Source organism: Pantoea sp. Ap-870 (genome assembly GCF_011752515.1).
GTDB lineage: Bacteria > Pseudomonadota > Gammaproteobacteria > Enterobacterales > Enterobacteriaceae > Pantoea > Pantoea dispersa.
Genome location: NZ_VWXG01000001.1, coordinates 1,036,315 through 1,054,790, shown reverse-complemented (window position 1 = coordinate 1,054,790; position 18,476 = coordinate 1,036,315). Strand labels below are relative to the sequence as shown.

The window sequence follows — 18,476 nt, the reverse complement described above, 5'->3', positions numbered from 1 at the left end:
CGCTTTTTATTGACTTCCATGAGCCAGCATCGGTATTTATTTCATAAATAACATGATTTAGCCGTCTGGCGTATCTCCAGTGGCGCAAAGCTAATAAGGAATTGTGATGACAGACCAACTTGCCCGTCAGCTGACCCAGCGTTTTTACCGTTATCTGGCGGTCTCCAGCCAGAGCGATGCCAAATCCAGCACGCTGCCCAGTACGCCGTCGCAACATGCCATGGCGGAACTGCTGGCGCAGGAGCTGCGCGATCTCGGTCTGCAGGATGTGGTGATTGATCAGCATGCCACGGTGACCGCCGTGAAACCGGGCAAGCGGCCTGGCGCGCCGCGCGTAGGCTTTATCACCCATATTGATACCGTGGATGTCGGGCTATCGCCGGATATCCATCCGCAAACCCTGCGCTTTGAGGGCGCGGATCTGTGTCTGAATGCGCAGCAGGACATCTGGCTGCGGGTGGCGGAGCATCCGGAAATCCTGCCGTATGTCGGTCAGGAGATTGTGTTCAGCGACGGCACCAGCGTGCTGGGGGCCGACAACAAAGCGGCAGTCAGCGTGGTGATGACGCTGGTGGAGAACCTGCGTGGCGAGCACGGTGATGTGGTGGTGGCGTTTGTGCCGGATGAAGAGATCGGCCTGCGCGGCGCCAAGGCGCTGGACCTGGAGACGCGCTTTAACGTCGATTTCGCCTGGACCATCGACTGCTGCGAGCTGGGCGAAGTGGTGTACGAATGCTTCAACGGCGCCTCCGCTGAAATTACCTTCACCGGCGTGCCGGCGCATCCCATGTCGGGCAAAGGCGTGCTGGTGAATCCGCTGCTGATGGCGCACGACTTCATCGCCCGCTTCGACCGGCTTGCCACGCCCGAACATACCGCCGGGCGCGAAGGCTATATCTGGTTCAATGATATGCAGGCCAATGCCAGCCAGGCGGTATTGAAAGCGTCGATTCGCGATTTCGATTTAAAAGGTTTTGATGCGAAGAAGCAGCAGCTGGTGGAAGTCGCCGATCAGATCGCCGCGCACTATCCGACTGGTCACGTCGCGCTGAAGATCAATGATATCTATAGCAACATCAGTAACGCGATAGGTGAGGACCGGCGGGCAATCGATCTGATTTTTGCTGCGCTGCAGCAGGTGGGCGTGGAACCTAAAGTGATTCCGATGCGCGGCGGCACCGATGGGTCTGCGCTGTCGGCCAAAGGGTTACTGACGCCGAATTTCTTCACCGGCGCGCACAATTTCCATTCGCGCTTTGAATTCCTGCCGATCCCGTCATTTGTGAAGTCGTATCAGGTGGCGGAAGCGCTCTGTTATCTGGCAGCCCGATAAGCGCGGTTGCAGAGAAATGTTGAAACTGCCTGACCGGCGACTGCCGGTCAGGCTGACACCCGCTTATTTGCTAACGCTGACGTCAATGCCCGGGAAGAATTTCGCCGCCAGTTTAGTCACGGTGCCGTCGGCCTGGACTTTGGCGATGGCCGCATCCAGTTCACCTTTCAGCTTGCTATCGCCTTTGCGCAGACCGAAACCAATGCCGGAACCGAGAATGGTGTCGTCTTCCACCGGCTTACCGGCGAAGGCGAAACCTTTGCCCTGCGGCTTATCGAGGAAACCAGACTGACCGGCGGCGGACATCACCAGCGTACCGTCAAGACGGCCAGCGACCATGTCGTTGTATACCTGGTTCTGATCCTGATACGACGTCACCGTCACGCCCTGGGATTCCCAGTGCTTTTTAGCGTAGGTTTCCTGGATTGAGCCCTGCAGCACGCCGATATTTTTTCCTTTCAGCGACGCCGCCGTCGGCTCGAGTTTCTCGCCCTGCTTCACAATCAACATGGTGGGAATGCGGTAGATCGGGTTGGTGAAGTCGATACTTTTCGCCCGCGCCTCGGTGATGTTCATCGCCGAGTTAATCGCATCGAATTTTTTCGCCTGCAGCGCCGGGATCAGCGCATCAAAGCTGCTCTCAACCCATTTGCAGTCAAAATGGCCGACCTGACAGATAGCTTTACCCAGCTCGATGTCGAAGCCTTCCAGTTCGCCCTGAGCATTGCGGCTTTCAAACGGCGGATATTGCGACTCCAGGCCATAGCGCAGGCTCTCCTGCGCCAGCGCCTGCACGGAGGTGATCATGCCCAGTGCGATAAACAGTGCGTTCAGTTTTTTCATTATTTTTCCCCTAATTACCCTTTAACCCGGCACAGCGCCTGCGCGCCGGCTTCGAGCGTTGCGTCGTCTTTAGCAAAAGAAAGGCGGATTAATTTATTGTCAGTGCCATCCATATAAAACGCCGACAGCGGAATGGTAGCCACACCGTGATCGACGATGAGACGTTTTACCATTTCACTGTCGCTTTCGTCACTGAAATGTCCGTAGCTGGCCAACGTAAAGAACGAACCGGCGCTCGGTAACAGCCTGAACGGTGAATCCTGCAGCAGCGTCTGCAGCCGATCGCGCTTCGCCTGATAAAACGACGACAGCTGCAGATAGTTTTGCGGGTTCTGCAGATACTGCGCGAAGCCAACCTGCATCGGCGTATCGGCGGCGTACATCATGAACTGATGCACCTTGACGATCTCCGCCATCAGCGCAGCAGGCGCCAGCGCATAGCCGACGCGCCAGCCGGTGACGTGGAAGGTTTTACCGAAGGAGGACACCACCACGCTACGCTGTGCCAGTTCCGCGTGCGTGGCCATGCCGCAGTGCGTCTGGCCGTCAAACACGATGTGTTCGTAGACTTCATCAGACAACACCACGATGTCGGTATTACGCGTCAGGGCCGCCAGCTGGTCGAGATCGGCGGCATTCAGCACCTGTCCGCTCGGGTTATGTGGCGTATTGATGATGATCATGCGCGTACGCGGCGTGATCGCGGCACGCAGTTCGTCCCAGTCAATCGCAAAATCCGGCACCTGCAGCTTGAGGCCGATCGGCGTCGCGCCCTGTAACCGCACCACCGGCGCGTAGCTGTCAAAGGCCGGCTCAAAGAAGATCACTTCATCTCCCGGGTGCACCAGCGCCGAAATCGCCATGTAGATGCCCTGACTGGCACTGCCGGTGATCAGGACTTCGCTGGCGGCATCGTACTGCTGGCCATACAGGCGGTGCACTTTCTCCGCCAGCGCTTCGCGCAGCGCCGGTAAACCGGTCATGGCGGCGTACTGATTATGGCCGTCGCGCATCGCCTGGCTGACCAGCTCAACCAGCTGCGGGTCACACGGGAAATTGGGTGCGCCCTGAGAGAGATTAACGGCCTGGTGCTGTGCGGACAGCTGGCCGATCACGCTAAAAATGGTGGTGCCGACGTCCGGCTGTTTGGAGGAGAGCTTCACGCTGCTGTTCAGGGTCATCATTGCTCCACAGGTTGCATAAACACGTATCGTAAGTAGATTTCTATTCAACGGCGCGACGCTTGAGTCGACAAGCGAATTGTTGTCATAATAGCCATGATAAAAAATCATAGCTCGAGGCCGTTATGTCCCGCTCTGCTCTGCCACTCAACGCCATTCACGCCTTTCTGGTCACCGCGCGTCATCTCAACCTGACGCGCGCCGCCAGCGAACTGTGCATCACTCAGGGTGCGGTGAGCCGCAAAATTGCGGCGCTGGAGAGCTGGCTGGGATTTGCCCTGTTTGAACGCCACGCGCGCGGTCTGCATCTCACCGATCAGGGCGCGGCGCTGCTGCCGGAGCTGCAGCAGGGATTCAATCTGCTGGTCAATGCCACTGAGAAAGCCAGCCGCAGCAACGCCTCGATTCGGCTGAAAGCCCCGACCTGCGCCATGCGCTGGCTGGTGCCGCGCCTGGTGGCGCTGGAGCAGCAGCGGCCTGACATACACGTGGCGCTAACCACCACGCTCGATCATGCGTCGCAGCTGGAAAACTTTGATGCGGCAATTGTGTTCGGCACGCCGCCTGCCGGTGCCATTCCGCTGTTTGCCGAGCGCCTGACGCCGGTGCTGGCCAGCAGCGTGCCGGCGCCGCGCCATGTCAGCGAACTGGCCAGATTCACCTTCCTGCATCCGACCGGCGATACGCGCGACTGGCAGCTGTGGCTGTCCGGCCAGGCGGAGCAGCTGCCGATGGCGCGCAATCAGCACTTCGCCACCATGGATTTGGCGATCAGCGCGGCGATTCAGGGATTTGGCGTGACGGTGGCGGATATTACGCTGGTGGAGAATGATTTGGCGAATGGGCGGTTAATCGCCCCGTTTGCCGCGAGTGTGGCAACCGGGGCGAGCTACAGCCTGTTACAGCGGGCGGAAAAAGATGCGCCACCGTTTTTGCCGCAGCTGGTGGCGTGGTTGTGTCAGCCTCAGAATGAAACCCACTCTTCACTGCTGGCGGGTTTACCCTGAGCGCCTGCGGCGGCAGATAACACCGGCCGGCGCAGCGCAGGCGCGGCAGCGGATGCTACGGCCTGCGCGCGCGGCGCGCTGTCGGACAGGCGGAACTTCGCCACCGACGCCTGCAGCTCTTCGGTCTGACGCTCCAGCGCGCTGGCCGCCGCCGACACCTGCTCCACCAGCGATGCGTTCTGCTGGGTGACGCTGTCCATTTCGGTGACGGCGGTGCCGACCTGCGAAATCCCTTTGCTCTGCTCTTCCGACGCGGCAGCGATGTGCTTCATGATCTCATTCACATCCTGCACCGACTTCAGAATGTCATGCATGGTGCTGCCAGCGCTGCTGACCAGCTCCGAGCCCTTTTCAACGCGTGACACCGAATCTTCAATCAGCGTGGCGATCTCTTTTGCGGCGCCGGCGCTGCGTTGCGCCAGGTTGCGCACTTCGCTGGCCACCACGGCAAAGCCGCGCCCCTGCTCACCGGCACGCGCCGCTTCGACTGCCGCGTTGAGCGCCAGGATGTTGGTCTGGAAGGCGATGCCGTTGATCACGCTGGTGATTTCGGCAATCTTTTTCGAACTGCCGGAAATGCCCTGCATGGTGGTCACCACTTCGCCAACCAGACGGCCGCCCTGCTGTGCGGTGCCGGTGGCGGTCTCCGCCAGCGCGCTGGCCTGACGTGCGTTGTCGGCGTTGAATTTCACCGTGGCGGTCAGTTGCTCCATGCTGGCCGCGGTCTGTTCCAGCGCGGCCGCCTGCTCTTCGGTGCGCGATGAAAGATCGTTATTGCCGGCTGAAATTTCTGCCGCGCCGCGATAGATGTTCTCCGTGCCGCTGCGGATGGCGCTGACTGCTTCACGCAGGCTGTCCTGCATCGCCCGCAGCAGTGGCACCAGTTTGCCGACGCAGTTGCGGCCAAATTCTTCCACCGGCTGGCTGAGATCGCCCTGCGCAATCACCGTGAAATGGTTACGGATGCGATCCAGCGGTTTCACCAGCATCGTCACCAGGTAACGGTCAGTGAACAGCAGAATCAATAAGCCGAACACCACCGCCGACACAATAATCACTTTGGTCATGCTGGTAAGCGTATCCACGGTCACGCGGGTCTCATCCAGCTTGCTGCTGGCGGCCTGATTAAACGCTTCTGCGCTGGCACCAAACGCCCGGCTCAGCGGCGGCGTGACATTGTTGGCCTGCGCGCGCCATGCATCCAGTGAAGCCTGCTGCGCCAGCGCCACCTGTGGTGCGATCCCCTCATCCAGCAGTTTCTGCCAGCTGCTGATCACATTGTTCACCGTCTCGCTGTCCATCGGACCCGGCGCCATGGCTTTGAACTGGCTTAACTGCTGTTTCATGTTATCCAGTGCCTGCTGCACCGGCGCGAACGCTTCTGCGGTCGGCGCGTTACCGGCGGTGCGGCCTTCCATTACCCGCGACAGACGCGTGACCACGCGGAAATATTGATCGTTGCCTTTGCTGAGCGCCGTCATCTGGTTTACCAGCTGACGATCAATCTCGTTACCCTCGCCGAGCGCATTCAGCGAGTGGACGCTGAACAGCCCTACGCCACACCATAACAGGCAGAAAAGCCCGAGAATGGTCAGCATAACGGCGCGAATCGTGAAGTTTTTTAACATACCCATACATAATCCCCTGGTGTGAACGCTGGCAGCCCGGATAAAACAGGGCTTAGGGTATTTATCGGCAGCGAACCGGGAAAAGATAAATGTTTTGTAAGCTAATTAATTGCAGGATGAGGTGCCGCGCGGAGCGGCTGAGCGGTCGTAAAATCAGGCAGATAGCGGCCAATTTGCCTTAAAAAAACATTGATGTTTTTACATGATTAGCAGGCTTATTAAAGTTTAACGTGGCTGCGCATCATCAGGCGAAACAGACGCAGACGGCCGCGCATAAATCGCGCCTTCAGCACCGATTCCGCTTTACCGTCGTGGCCAAAGGCGAGAGTCAAATCTTCCCCTGGCCGCCATACCGGCCAGTCAGGTTCTCCGTCGAGCCGCAGCCGATGGCTGAACTCACTGGCATCCCGTGCAAAGGCCACCCACCAGGCGCTGACGCGACCGGCAAAGGCGATATCGCTGGCGCTGTAATGCCAGTCACCCGGCGGCGGCAGCGTCGCGAGCGTATTGAAGACATAAGGAATTTCGTTGCCGTGCCAGGTGCCGTGCGGATAGAGATGACGCGCGTTTTCTGACACATAATCAAACCAGTAACGCCACGCAGGCATGCCGATGCTGTGCTGTGACTGTGCCACCAGCAGCGGCATGACGGTAAACGCCATGTCGCGCGCCACCGCGCGCCCCAGCAGGCTGTCATCATGGATATCGTACAGCCACCTCAGCAGGCGATAACTCAGGCGACTTTTGCTGCGCAGTTGCTGTAACACGCTGCGGGCATCCACGCCGAAGTAGTCCAGCACGCTGGCTTCATCGCTGTTGCTGCCAATCATCAATGGCACGCGATGCTGTTTACCCGCCATAAAGGTGTCGAGCATCGGTCTGGGTAGCACCGCATCGCCGCTGATGGCCACCGGCCCCAGCGCCAGCGGTCGCTCCAGCGGCCAGAAACTGTCGGCCGGCAGTGCGCGCAGCTGCTCCGCACTGGCATCCGCGGCCAGATTGAAATGCGCTGCCACCTGCAGGCCGGTTTGCTGCGCCTGCTTATGCGGCACGTCCGGCAGGCTGTAGGCACTTTGCACGATGCCCTTATGAAACAGTCCTTCGGCCAGCGGCGAGCAGCACAGCGACAGTACGCTGCGCGCGCCGGACGATTCGCCAAACAGCGTGACGTTATGGCGATCGCCGCCAAATGCCGGAATGTTGCGCTGAATCCACTGCAGCGCGGCAATCTGATCCAGCAGCGCAAAATTATTGACCACCTTGCCCGGCGGATACTGGGCGTCGAGCGCCGGATGCGCGAAAAAGCCGAAATGGCCAAGGCGGTAATTGAGTGTCACCACCACCACGCCCTGCGCCGCCAGCGCTTTGCCGCGATAGGGATCAAGGCTGCCGGCGCCGATGCTGAAGCCACCGCCGTGCAGCCATACCATCACCGGTAACGGCGTAGCGGGTTCGACATCCGGCGTCCAGACATTCAGATAGAGGCAATCTTCGCTGAAGCGGCCCGGATCGCCGCCGCCGGCCGCCACGCAGTAATCACGATTTTGCCAGCTGGCATCGCCCCACGCGGTGGCATCGCGCAGCGTTTGCCACGGTACCACCGGCTGCGGCGGACGCCAGCGCAGTGCGCCAACCGGCGGCGCTGCATAAGGTATTCCTTTAAAGGTAAACAGTTCATCATCCATCAGGCCTCTGAGTTCACCTTCTGCCGTCATGATCCTCAGACGTCGTTCATTTTTCATTGCGGGTTCCTGGTAAAGCCTGATTCCATTATTTGCAGGCCTCAGTGGAATGTCTATGTTCTGCAAGCATTTGCAGATTAAGCCGAATAAGCGACCGATTCATTGAACAACTTCATCAAATTTTTTGGTTAACTGCAGCGGTGCATTCTGTTTTATGGTTGCAAGTTAACCTGGCGTGACGGAGAGACGCGATGTTTGCTGGCATCAATCAGCTGTTCACCCGGATGAGCGATCACCCGGATTTCGGTAAATTGCTGTTACGCTTAACCTTCGGCGGGCTGTTGCTGTTTCATGGCGAGTTTAAGGCGATTCATGGCGTCGGCTGGATCGCCCATCTGCTCAGCGTCAAAGGCATGCCAGGTTTCATCGCTTACGGTGCTTACATCGGGGAAATTGTGGCACCCATTATGGTCATCGTTGGCCTGCTGACGCGCCCGGCGGCCTTTATCATTGCCGTTAACATGGTAGTCGCAACGCTGCTGGTGAAAATGGGCGCACTCTGGCATCGCACCGATGTCGGCGCCTGGTCGCTGGAAACGGAAGCGCTTTACCTGCTGGGCGCGCTGGCCATCCTGTTCCTGGGTGCCGGAAAATATACGCTGGTGCGCGACGCACGCCTGCAATAATCATTAGAAAGAAAACCAGCCGGCCTGTAAAAGTGATCCTGTCACTTTTCAGGCCGCTTTTTTACGCCCTACTCCTGCACGCCGCAGCGCGCCAGACTGCGCTGTTGAGTCTGCTGATACAGCACCATCTCATCCTGCACGGCGGCACCGAGCGCGGCTTCAAAATCGGCACGGCTGGCATTGCCAGCGCTGCGCGCCTGAGTCTGGTTGCCCAGATTCGACTGGAAGATGCCGGCCGCGCTCACCGGCAGAAAATCTTCGTAGACAATCGGTTCCGCCTGTAAACGGCCGGCGGCCAGCAGCTGCGCCACGGTTTCCCCGGCGCGCGGCGGCTGATGCTCGCCCTGCGGCGTCAGACGGTAGCGGAACCACGCCAGCTCCTGCTCGCGCAGCGTCTGTTCATCATCAGGAAAATCACGAAACACCGCGCTGAGGTGCTGCTGATGCTGCTGGTTATCGCTGCCGGTACCGGCCTGCGCCAGCAGCCGGTCGTACAGCGCGCGGCCTTTAGGCGTAAGCGCCGCGCCGCGCTGCTCAATTTCACCAAAGCGCGCGGTATGGGTGCCAGGCGTGCCATCATTAAAATGCACCGCCTCTTCCAGCGCTTTGAAGCTGGTCTGGCGCAGCAGAATCGGCACCGCGCGCGGCGGCGGCCCCTCAATCAGGATTTTCGGTTCGATGCCGCGCGAAGGCATCAGCGCCTGTACGCGATCGATGTCCAGCGTGCGTGGCGTCAGGTGATTGATGTGGCAGCCGCGGAAGCACACGACGTCGGCAATCAGGCGATGCTGCTGGCTCAGCGCGCGGTAGGTGGCGCTGTCCACCGTGGTGTGCGCATGCCAGCGAAAGGTTTCCAGCGCCTCCTGAACAAAGCGGGCGGCATCGGCAGCATTGAGACCGCCCTGCTGCTGATGCTGCGCGATCAGTGCCCGGCAGCCAGGCGTGAAGATGTCGCGCGCCGCCAGGATAGCCGCGGCTTTGTCGCGCAGTGCGGCATCGTCGATCAGATCCAGCCGCAGCAGCGAGGTGAAAACGCGGAAGGGATTGCGCCGCAGCGCGCTGTCGCTGACCGGGCGAAAGGCAGTAGAGTGCACCGGCACGCCCGCCTGTGACAGATCGTAATAGCCCACCGGCTCCATCCCCATCACGGCAAACATCTGCCGCAGCGTGCTGAGCTCTGCGGCAGTGCCGACGCGAATAGCACCGTGACGCTCCACGCCGAGCCGGCTCAGCTCATCGGCGGCGGCCAGACGGTTTTTCAGCGCCGGCTGCGCTTCTAAGGTGCGTTCGTTAACGGCGGTAACCAGCTGCGTCAGGGTGCCATATTGCGGCACCTCCTGCTGGTACATGGCCGACATGGCCTGAGAAAACAGTGTGCGGATGGCATCGCGGGTGAGAAAGTTATCCATGGTCATCACCTTGGGCTAAAGGGTTGCTGCTACTGTAGATCAACCCTTTAGCGGCGGGTAACATTTTCGCGGAACTGTGATCGCCCTGTCACTCGGTGGCGCGCGGCCGGTCACCAAAGCGGCATTTCAGTATCAGCATCAGCGTGGTCAGCGCCGCCGGCAGCGCCAGCAGCAGAAAGATCTGACTAAACGACCAGCCGAGGGACAGCAGCTCAGCGCCGACGAAGGCGCTGATGATTGCGCCGATGCGGCCAACGCCGTGCATCCAGCTGGAGCCGGTCGCGCGGGCATGGGTGGGATAGTAACTGGCCGAGAGTGCATTCATGCCGGTGTTGGCACCGTTAAAACAGAAGCCGCTGCAGAAGGCGATGGCGCTCATCAACCCGACCTGCGCCGGGGAAAACCCGAGCGCCACGATGGCGATGCCGCCGCAAAAGTAAATGATGGCCAGCGCCAGATTGGCGTTGATGCGGTCCATCAGCCAGCCGGCAAACAGTGAGCCAACGGTGCCGCCCGCCTGATACATGGCGGTGACGATAGCCGCTTCGGTGACAGACATGCCCAGTGTGTTAATCAGCGATGGCAGCCAGCTGCCGATCAGGTAGACCAGAAACAGCCCCATGAAGTAACCGCCCCACAGCATCAGGCTGCCAAACAGATAGCGGGGTGAGACGACGGTGGCCACTGCACCGTGGCGCGCGGCCAGCGGTTCACTGCTTTGAAAATGGCTGTCAGGCCGGACGCTGCCCGGCAGCATGCGCGCCAGAATGGCGTGAATGCGCGCAGCAGGCGCGCGCTGGCTGATGAGAAAGCGCACTGACTCCGGCAGGCCGCGCAGCAGAAACGGCAGCACCAGCAGCGGCAGCACGCCGCCCATCAGCATCACCGAATGCCAGTCATAGCGCGGCAGCAACCACGAGGCGGCAAAACCGCCGGAGGCCGCGCCAAAGGTGAAGCCGCAGAACACCACGGTGATAATAAACGAGCGACGCCGCTCGGGCGCGTATTCAGCCACCAGCGTGCCGACGTTGGGCATCGCCGCTCCCAGTCCCAGACCGGTAAGGAAGCGGAACAGCATCATCTGTTCGATGTTTTGCGCCATGGCGGTCGCCAGCGTCCAGAGGCCAAAAAACAGCACGCTGAGCAGAATCATCACGCGGCGGCCGTAGCGATCGGCCAGCGGTCCAGCCACCATAGCACCCAGCGCCAGGCCAATCAGCGCCGCGCTGATCACCATCCCCAACTGATGATTGGTCACGCCCCAGCTGGCTTTCAGCGTCGGCGCGATAAAGCCCATCAGCGCGATATCCATGCCATCCAGCGCCACCACGACAAAGCACAGCGCAATCAAACGCTTCTGCCAGCTGCTTAACGCGCTCTGGTTGATGAGCTGGCGGACGTCAATGGCTTCAGCGCTGGTCACGGTACCACTCCTGCAGGATTATCACTAATAGGTCATCAGTTTTGGTAAAAAAAAACGGCGCTTATGATAGCGCATCGTTAACAATAACGGGCAGGATTTTTAAGTGGAATTGAGAATTATTCAACATTTTACCCGCTAAGCGACTGATAATGTTGAGTACTGAAACGCGCCTGGATACCCGGTTATTTATAAAGCCAACCAATACAGCCACTTACTAAAACTTCTCACGCTGACCGTTTTTGTTAATATAATTTTGCAGGTAAGTTAACAGAATCCCGGTCAGCCACTTGCCGCTGACCGCTCTGACTCATTACGCTGGCGTTTATGGACAAAAATCATCTCTTTAATCAGCGCATTCGTCTGCGCCATTTACACACCTTTGTGGCAGTCGCGCAACAGGGCACGCTGGGCCGCGCGGCGGAAACCCTGAATCTGAGTCAGCCGGCGCTGTCTAAGACGCTGAATGAGCTGGAGGAACTGGCGGGCGCCCGTCTGTTTGAGCGCGGTCGCCTCGGTGCTCAGCTGACGACGTTGGGAGAACAGTTCCTGACCCACGCGGTGAAAGTACTGGATGCGCTTAACCACGCCGGCCAAAGTTTCAACTCGCCGGTTTCCGGACGCCCAATCGTGATCCGCCTTGGCGCCCTCACCACCGCCGCCATGGGGATGCTGCCGCAAATTCTGGATCGCTTCCATGAACAGCAGCCGAACACCACGGTACAGGTGGCCACGCTGCACAATAATGTGCTGCTGGCTGGCCTGCGCGCCGGGGAGTTTGATATTGGCATTGGCCGTATGGCGGACAGCGAAATGATGACCGGCCTGACCTACGAATTGCTGTTTCTCGAATCGCTCAAGCTGGTGGTGCGACCGGAGCACCCGCTCTTAAGTGACAACGTCACGCTCTCCCGCGCCATGCAGTGGCCGGTGGTGATTTCGCCTGAAGGCACCGCGCCGCGGCGTATTGCCCAGCACATGCTGGATGAACAAGGCTGCTCGTTGCCGGGCAACTGTGTCGAAACCTCGTCCACCTCGCTGGCCCGCCAGCTGGCGCTGCGTTATGACTATGTGTGGTTTGTACCATCCGGCGCGGTGAAGGAAGATTTAAGTCACAATGCGCTCAGCGCACTGCCCATCGCATCGCCCGGCCCCGGCGAGCCGGTGGGCATTATTACCCGCAGTGGCCACTCGCTCTCGCTAAGCGCGGAAGTGCTGATGGCCACCATCCGCAAATTTCACAGTTAACGGCTGCGTTTGGCGTGGCGTTCGCGATTGTCGAGGCGCGCGCGATCGGTTTTGCGCAGCCCGACATAAACTGCACCGCTGCCACCGTGCTGCGGTTGCGCGCTGCAGAAGGTCTGAACGTCGTCAAATTGCCGCAGCCAGCGTGCCACGTAGCTGCGGACAATATTGGCGTGCGCTTCATCATCCCGCCCTTTGCCATGAATAATCAGCAGATTGCGCAGGCCCTGTTTGCGCGCTTCCAGCATAAAGCTAAACAGCGATTGCCGGCAGGTCTCCACCGGCTGGCGTAACAGATTAAGACTGGCGTCCAGCGTATATTTGCCCAGCCGCAGCTTATCGAGCACGCCCTGCTGAATGCCATCGGCTTTGTATTCCAGCGGCGTGTCGCGCGGGATAATCTCAAGGAAGCCGCGCGTCAGGAAGTTGTCCGGTGCGTCGTCATGCGGCTGCTGGCGCGGCGCTTTGGTTGACGGCGCGCGCAGCCACTGGGTGTTGGCGCAATCTTTTAACGGGGTTACATCACCCATGGCATCGCGGAAAAGGTCTTCATCATCAAGGTTCATGGTGTTTTCCTCACGCCTGGTGGTGAATCGGGCGCAACATGCCACCCGAAAGCAAAATAGTAGCAAAGGTTATCGGCTATCACATCCGTCACTTTCTGCGCGGGATCAGGTTGTGTCCGGATGTAAATATGGAAAGAAAACGTTCCAGATCAAAAACCGGCTGGTAATTTGCAGACATCAAAGCCGCGAATACCCAGCATTTGTGCGGTTTTGATCATTATTACTGCTCGGATGAGTTCACATGACAAAGAAAAATGTTAAAATTGACGACAGTCAATAATCATCGAGCGTACCTATATGATCCCGGAAAAACGCAGCATTCGACGTATTCAGTCTGGCGGTTGTGCCATCCACTGTCAGGATTGCAGTATCAGCCAGTTGTGTATTCCCTTCACGCTGAACGAACATGAACTGGATCAGCTGGACAATATTATTGAACGCAAAAAGCCGATTCAGAAAGGCCAGACGCTGTTCAAAGCCGGTGATGAACTGAAATCCCTTTATGCTATCCGCTCCGGCACCATTAAAAGTTACACCATTACCGAACAGGGTGATGAACAGATCACCGGTTTCCATCTGGCGGGCGATCTGGTGGGCTTTGACGCCATCGTCAGCGCGCATCATCCGAGCTTCGCTCAGGCGCTGGAAACGGCCATGGTATGTGAAATTCCGTTTGAAACCCTCGACGATCTGTCCGGTAAAATGCCGGCGCTGCGTCAGCAGATGATGCGTCTGATGAGCGGCGAGATCAAAGGCGATCAGGATATGATCCTGCTGTTATCGAAAAAGAACGCGGAAGAGCGTCTGGCGGCGTTTATCTGGAACCTGTCGCGCCGCTTCGGCCAGCGCGGTTTCTCACAGCGTGAATTCCGCCTGACCATGACGCGCGGCGACATCGGTAACTATCTGGGACTCACCGTCGAAACCATCAGCCGTCTGCTGGGACGTTTCCAGAAAAGCGGCATGCTGGCGGTGAAAGGCAAATATATCACCATCGAAAACCATGCGCTGCTGGCTGAACTGGCCGGCCAGACCGATCAGGCAGCGTAACCGCCTGCCGGGTCGATAAATGTTATTTTATTGATCCGGCAACAACTTTTCCGCTTCTGCCCTGCGCCATCTTAGGCTATCTTTAATCCAACTTCGCTTTGGTTTGAGGAGAGTGCCTTATGTCCCGGTATCAGCATATTCTGGTGGCGATTGATGCTCAGCAGGACGACCAGCCGGCGCTGCGGCGTGCGGTGTATCTCAATCAACGTATCGGCGGAAAAATCAAAGCCTTCCTGCCTATCTACGACTTCTCCTACGAAATGACCACCCTGCTGTCGCCCGACGAGCGCGTCAACATGCGCAAAGGGGTGATTAGCCAGCGTACCGAATGGATCCGCGAACAGGCGCAGGCCTATCTGGAAGCCGGCGTGGATATCGAGATCAAAGTGGTGTGGCATAACCGGCCGTACGAAGCCATCATTCAGGAAGTGCTGGCGCATCAGCATGATTTGGTCCTGAAGATGGCGCACCAGCACGATCGTCTGGAAGCAGTGATTTTCACCCCCACCGACTGGCACCTGCTGCGTAAGTGCCCGTGCCCGGTATGGATGGTCAAAGACCAGCCGTGGCCGGAAGGCGGCAAAGCGGTGGTGGCGGTAAATCTTGCCAGCGAGGAACCGCATCATGATGAGCTTAATCAAAAACTGATCCGCGAGACCACACGACTGGCCGAAATGGTGAATCACACCGAGGTGCATCTGGTGGGCGCTTATCCTGTCACGCCGATTAACATTGCCATCGAACTGCCGGATTTTGATCCCAGCGTCTATAACGATGCGATTCGCGGCCAGCACCTGGTGGCGATGAAAGCGCTGCGCCAGAAATTCTCCATCGGCGAGGAGTTCACTCACGTGGCGAAGGGCCTGCCGGAAGAAGTCATCCCGGATATCGCTTCGCATCTCGACGCCGGGATTGTGGTGCTGGGCACCATCGGTCGTACCGGTCTGTCAGCTGCGTTTCTCGGCAATACCGCTGAACAGGTGATCGATCACCTGCGCTGTGATTTGCTGGCGATTAAGCCGGATGATTTCAAATCGCCGATTGACCTCGACGATGAGGAAGATGAAGAGGATTAAATAACACAGGGCGGCCATCCTGCGCCGCCCCGGTTTGAGCTTGTCAGGGCGGTGACATCACCGCCCTTTTCGTTTCCTACAGCGCGCGCAGAATGCCTTCGACGCTGGCTTTGGCATCGCCAAACAGCATCTGGGTGTTCTCTTTAAAGAACAGCGGGTTCTGCACCCCGGCATAGCCGGTGTTCATCGAGCGTTTGAACACGATGACGTTTTGCGCTTTCCACACTTCCAGCACCGGCATACCGGCAATCGGGCTGCGCGGATCGTCCTGGGCCGCCGGGTTGACGGTGTCATTGGCACCGATAACCAGCACGGTGTCGGTATCGCTGAAATCATCGTTGATCTCATCCATCTCCAGCACCACATCGTACGGCACTTTGGCTTCCGCCAGCAGCACGTTCATGTGCCCCGGCAAACGACCGGCTACCGGGTGAATACCGAAACGCACCTTAATACCGCGCGCGCGCAGCTTCTCGGTGATCTCTGCCACCGGATACTGCGCCTGGGCGACCGCCATCCCGTAGCCCGGCGTGATGATCACCGAGGTCGAGTTTTTCAGCAGTTCTGCCGTCTCTTCCGCGCTGATCTCACGGTGTTCACCCGCTTCTTCGCCCGCATCCGCACCGCTCACGTCAGTACCGAACCCGCCGGCAATCACGCTGATAAAGGAACGGTTCATCGCTTTACACATAATGTACGACAGGATGGCACCGGAGGAGCCCACCAGCGCACCGGTGACGATCAGCAGGTCGTTGCTCAGCATAAAGCCCGCCGCCGCCGCCGCCCAGCCCGAATAGGAGTTGAGCATCGAGACCACCACCGGCATATCCGCACCGCCAATCGACGCCACCAGATGCCAGCCGAACACCAGCGCAATCACCGTCATCAGCAGCAGCGCAACGACCTGTGCAGCGGTGCTGTCGGTACGCACAAACCACAGCATCAGCAGGAATGAGACCACCAGCGCCGCCAGATTCATTTTATGGCGATGCGGCAGCATCAGCGCTTTTGAGGAGATCTTGCCGCGCAGTTTGCCAAATGCCACCACCGAACCGGTGAAGGTCACCGCGCCGATAAAGATGCCGAGGAACACTTCGGTCAGATGGATATTTTCCATCACCGCTGACAGCCCGGGCGCGTGGTCAAGGTAGCTGTTGAACCCGACCAGCACCGCCGCCAGACCGACAAAGCTGTGCAAAATCGCCACCAGCTCCGGCATTTCGGTCATTTCGACTTTCTTCGCCAGACGAACGCCAATTGCACCGCCGATCACCATCGCCAGCAGAATCCACGCCACGTGGCCGCTGTGCGGACCAAAAATGGTGGCGAGCAGCGCCAGCGCCATGCCGCTGATACCAAAAATATTGCCCTGCTTTGAGGTCTCATGCTTCGAGAGCCCGGCCAGGCTGAAAATAAACAGAATTGCGGCAACAATGTATGCTGCAGTCACTAATCCGCCAGACATGTTGTTACCCCTTAATTCTTACGAAACATTTTCAGCATGCGCTGGGTGACGGTGAAACCACCGAAGATATTGATGCTGGCAATCAGGACGGCGATAAACGCCAGGAAGGTGACCCAGCCGCCATGGCCCATCTGCAGCACCGCGCCCACCACAATAATGCCGGAGATGGCATTGGTGACGGACATTAACGGCGTATGCAGCGCGTGACTGACGTTCCACACCACGTAATACCCGACGACGCAGGCAAGCGCGAACACGGTGAAGTGCGACAGGAATTCCGCTGGCGCGACGTTGGCCAGGCAGCCGAACAGCACTACCGCGAGCGCCAGCAGCAGATATTTGCGCCACGGCGCAGCGGGCTTCTCTGCCGCTTTCACCTGCGGCTGTGCGGCAGGTTTTGCGGCCTGTGGCGCAGCAGAGACCTGAATCGGTGGCGCAGGCCAGGTCACTTCGCCGTCACGAATTACCGTGACGCCGCGCACCACGACATCGTCAAAATCAACCACGATCTCGCCGTTTTTCTCTTTACACAGCAGCTTCAGCAGGTTCACCAGGTTGGTGCCGTACAGCTGCGAGGACTGCGTTGGCAGCCGGCTCGGCAGATCGGTGTAGCCGATGATTTTGACGCCGTTGTCGCTCAGCGTGACGCGGTCGGCGACAGTCAGATCGCAGTTACCGCCGGTGGCTGCCGCGAGATCAACAATCACGCTGCCCGGCTTCATGCTGGCCACCATCTCTGCGGTGATCAGCTTCGGTGCCGGCTTGCCCGGGATCAGCGCGGTGGTGACGATAATGTCCACTTCCTGCGCCTGCGCCGCGAACAGCGCCATTTCCGCCTTGATAAAGGCCTCGGACATCACTTTGGCGTAACCGTCGCCGCTGCCCGCTTCCTCTTGAAAGTCGAGTTCAAGGAACTCGGCGCCCATACTCTGCACCTGCTCCTTCACTTCCGGACGGGTGTCGAAGGCGCGCACGATGGCACCGAGGCTGCCCGCCGCGCCAATCGCCGCCAGACCTGCCACGCCAGCCCCGATGACCATCACTTTGGCCGGTGGCACTTTACCGGCGGCGGTGATTTGCCCGGTGAAGAAGCGGCCAAACTCATGGGCTGCTTCGACAATGGCACGGTAACCGGCGATGTTCGCCATCGAGCTGAGCGCATCCAGCGACTGCGCGCGTGAAATACGCGGTACGGAATCCATCGCCATTACGGTGATGTTGCGTGCGGCTAATTTCTCCAGCAGCGCCGGGTTCTGTGCTGGCCAGATAAAGCTCACCAGCGTACTGCCCGCGCGCATCAGGGCGATCTCGCTGTCGTCTGGCGCGTTCACCTTCAGCACGATGTCGGACTGCCAGACATCCTGCGGATGACTGATGCTGGCACCGGCGGCGATAAAACTGTCATCATCAAAGCTGGCGCGCAGACCGGCGCCCTGCTCAACGGTGACGCTGAATCCCAGCTTAACGAGCTGCTCAACGGTCTTTGGCGTCGCTGCGACGCGGGACTCGTTAGCTAACCGCTCTTTGGGTATCCCAATTAACATACTGTTTCCTTTCCATGATTAAAGGATGAGGTTCTGTAAGGGGCACATGCTTAAAAGCCGAAACGCTGTTTCAGCTTTTTATGAGCGAAATGCACTATGTAACAAAGTCTTTATAACCTACTGAAAATGCCCAGGACGATCTAGCGCCATAACGCACACTTATGACATTCACACAGATATTCAGATGCCAGCGATGAATACCGCGGGATGCGACCAGGTTTGCGGCATTATGGAAAATAATCTGCTGTGCCTAATCGTGTCATGACGAATTAACTGTTTTTAAAAACCTATATTTAACAATGCGTTAACTATTATGGTACTAAGCGATACCGGTTAAAGCG

General features: G+C 58.6%; 15 protein-coding genes. 6 read left to right on the top strand and 9 right to left on the bottom strand.

The window, feature by feature from the left end; translation table 11 throughout:
- Positions 1-106 precede the first annotated feature (106 nt).
- On the top strand, positions 107-1,333 hold the full coding sequence (gene pepT, locus F3J41_RS05140; protein ID WP_159378186.1) for a peptidase T: 1,227 nt from the start codon (positions 107-109) through the stop codon (positions 1,331-1,333).
- 63 nt (positions 1,334-1,396) lie between these two features.
- On the opposite strand, the gene F3J41_RS05135 is transcribed toward pepT, so the two are convergent.
- Positions 1,397-2,176, bottom strand: coding sequence for a transporter substrate-binding domain-containing protein (locus F3J41_RS05135; RefSeq protein ID WP_021506096.1), 780 nt, complete (start codon positions 2,174-2,176; stop codon positions 1,397-1,399).
- Positions 2,177-2,190: 14 nt separating this feature from the next.
- On the bottom strand, positions 2,191-3,357 hold the full coding sequence (locus F3J41_RS05130) for a methionine aminotransferase (RefSeq protein ID WP_166710270.1): 1,167 nt from the start codon (positions 3,355-3,357) through the stop codon (positions 2,191-2,193).
- A gap of 125 nt (positions 3,358-3,482) precedes the next feature.
- Here F3J41_RS05130 and F3J41_RS05125 point away from each other — a divergent pair, with 125 nt between their 5' ends.
- The gene (locus F3J41_RS05125) at positions 3,483-4,364 is read left to right on the top strand and encodes a LysR substrate-binding domain-containing protein (RefSeq protein WP_150361039.1); all 882 of its coding nucleotides are present in this window, start codon (positions 3,483-3,485) and stop codon (positions 4,362-4,364) included.
- Here the strand turns inward: F3J41_RS05125 and F3J41_RS05120 are convergent.
- Both F3J41_RS05120 and F3J41_RS05115 read right to left on the bottom strand, forming a co-directional pair.
- Positions 4,322-5,998 carry a methyl-accepting chemotaxis protein gene (locus tag F3J41_RS05120; RefSeq protein ID WP_058774711.1) on the bottom strand — a complete coding sequence of 559 codons (1,677 nt, stop codon included), beginning with the start codon at positions 5,996-5,998 and terminating at the stop codon, positions 4,322-4,324. The two genes, F3J41_RS05125 and F3J41_RS05120, sit on opposite strands and share 43 nt — an antisense overlap.
- 212 nt (positions 5,999-6,210) lie before the next feature.
- Positions 6,211-7,734 (bottom strand): carboxylesterase/lipase family protein, encoded by a 1,524-nt coding sequence (locus F3J41_RS05115; protein WP_152391024.1) that lies wholly within the window; start codon positions 7,732-7,734, stop codon positions 6,211-6,213.
- Positions 7,735-7,925: 191 nt separating this feature from the next.
- Here F3J41_RS05115 and F3J41_RS05110 point away from each other — a divergent pair, with 191 nt between their 5' ends.
- Positions 7,926-8,360: a DoxX family protein gene (locus F3J41_RS05110; RefSeq protein WP_058769762.1), complete on the top strand. Its 435-nt coding sequence runs from the start codon at positions 7,926-7,928 to the stop codon at positions 8,358-8,360.
- 68 nt (positions 8,361-8,428) lie between these two features.
- Here the strand turns inward: F3J41_RS05110 and F3J41_RS05105 are convergent, their stop codons facing one another.
- The gene (locus F3J41_RS05105; protein ID WP_150058129.1) at positions 8,429-9,769 is read right to left on the bottom strand and encodes a VOC family protein; all 1,341 of its coding nucleotides are present in this window, start codon (positions 9,767-9,769) and stop codon (positions 8,429-8,431) included.
- A gap of 88 nt (positions 9,770-9,857) precedes the next feature.
- Positions 9,858-11,192: an aromatic acid/H+ symport family MFS transporter gene (locus F3J41_RS05100; RefSeq protein ID WP_152391025.1), complete on the bottom strand. Its 1,335-nt coding sequence runs from the start codon at positions 11,190-11,192 to the stop codon at positions 9,858-9,860.
- A 324-nt stretch (positions 11,193-11,516) separates the two neighbouring features.
- On the opposite strand from F3J41_RS05100, the gene F3J41_RS05095 reads away from it, so the two are divergent.
- The gene (locus tag F3J41_RS05095; protein ID WP_021506104.1) at positions 11,517-12,437 is read left to right on the top strand and encodes a LysR substrate-binding domain-containing protein; all 921 of its coding nucleotides are present in this window, start codon (positions 11,517-11,519) and stop codon (positions 12,435-12,437) included.
- Here F3J41_RS05095 and smrA read toward each other — a convergent pair.
- Positions 12,434-13,000, bottom strand: coding sequence for a DNA endonuclease SmrA (gene smrA, locus F3J41_RS05090; RefSeq protein ID WP_152391026.1), 567 nt, complete (start codon positions 12,998-13,000; stop codon positions 12,434-12,436). The genes F3J41_RS05095 and smrA overlap by 4 nt on opposite strands.
- A gap of 297 nt (positions 13,001-13,297) precedes the next feature.
- On the opposite strand from smrA, the gene F3J41_RS05085 reads away from it, so the two are divergent.
- The gene (locus F3J41_RS05085; protein WP_031279133.1) at positions 13,298-14,050 is read left to right on the top strand and encodes an FNR family transcription factor; all 753 of its coding nucleotides are present in this window, start codon (positions 13,298-13,300) and stop codon (positions 14,048-14,050) included.
- 119 nt (positions 14,051-14,169) lie between these two features.
- Positions 14,170-15,126, top strand: coding sequence for a universal stress protein UspE (uspE, locus tag F3J41_RS05080; RefSeq protein ID WP_058758505.1), 957 nt, complete (start codon positions 14,170-14,172; stop codon positions 15,124-15,126).
- A gap of 76 nt (positions 15,127-15,202) precedes the next feature.
- On the opposite strand, the gene pntB is transcribed toward uspE, so the two are convergent.
- Together pntB and pntA are read right to left on the bottom strand one after the other, a co-directional pair.
- Entirely contained in the window at positions 15,203-16,591 is a 1,389-nt protein-coding gene (pntB, locus tag F3J41_RS05075) for a Re/Si-specific NAD(P)(+) transhydrogenase subunit beta (protein WP_088515812.1), read from the bottom strand.
- Between the two features lie 11 nt (positions 16,592-16,602).
- A complete protein-coding gene (pntA, locus tag F3J41_RS05070; protein ID WP_152391027.1) occupies positions 16,603-18,135 on the bottom strand; it encodes a Re/Si-specific NAD(P)(+) transhydrogenase subunit alpha in 1,533 nt (510 codons plus the stop codon).
- Between the last annotated feature and the right edge of the window lie 341 nt (positions 18,136-18,476).

Bases quoted from the DNA above. Each gene is read 5' to 3' on its own strand.
- pepT (WP_159378186.1), top strand. From the start codon at position 107: ATGACAGACCAACTTGCCCGTCAGCTGACCCAGCGTTTTTACCGTTAT.
- F3J41_RS05135 (WP_021506096.1), bottom strand. From the start codon at position 2,176: ATGAAAAAACTGAACGCACTGTTTATCGCACTGGGCATGATCACCTCC.
- F3J41_RS05130 (WP_166710270.1), bottom strand. From the start codon at position 3,357: ATGACCCTGAACAGCAGCGTGAAGCTCTCCTCCAAACAGCCGGACGTC.
- F3J41_RS05125 (WP_150361039.1), top strand. From the start codon at position 3,483: ATGTCCCGCTCTGCTCTGCCACTCAACGCCATTCACGCCTTTCTGGTC.
- F3J41_RS05120 (WP_058774711.1), bottom strand. From the start codon at position 5,998: ATGGGTATGTTAAAAAACTTCACGATTCGCGCCGTTATGCTGACCATT.
- F3J41_RS05115 (WP_152391024.1), bottom strand. From the start codon at position 7,734: ATGAAAAATGAACGACGTCTGAGGATCATGACGGCAGAAGGTGAACTC.
- F3J41_RS05110 (WP_058769762.1), top strand. From the start codon at position 7,926: ATGTTTGCTGGCATCAATCAGCTGTTCACCCGGATGAGCGATCACCCG.
- F3J41_RS05105 (WP_150058129.1), bottom strand. From the start codon at position 9,769: ATGGATAACTTTCTCACCCGCGATGCCATCCGCACACTGTTTTCTCAG.
- F3J41_RS05095 (WP_021506104.1), top strand. From the start codon at position 11,517: ATGGACAAAAATCATCTCTTTAATCAGCGCATTCGTCTGCGCCATTTA.
- smrA (WP_152391026.1), bottom strand. From the start codon at position 13,000: ATGAACCTTGATGATGAAGACCTTTTCCGCGATGCCATGGGTGATGTA.
- F3J41_RS05085 (WP_031279133.1), top strand. From the start codon at position 13,298: ATGATCCCGGAAAAACGCAGCATTCGACGTATTCAGTCTGGCGGTTGT.
- uspE (WP_058758505.1), top strand. From the start codon at position 14,170: ATGTCCCGGTATCAGCATATTCTGGTGGCGATTGATGCTCAGCAGGAC.
- pntB (WP_088515812.1), bottom strand. From the start codon at position 16,591: ATGTCTGGCGGATTAGTGACTGCAGCATACATTGTTGCCGCAATTCTG.
- pntA (WP_152391027.1), bottom strand. From the start codon at position 18,135: ATGTTAATTGGGATACCCAAAGAGCGGTTAGCTAACGAGTCCCGCGTC.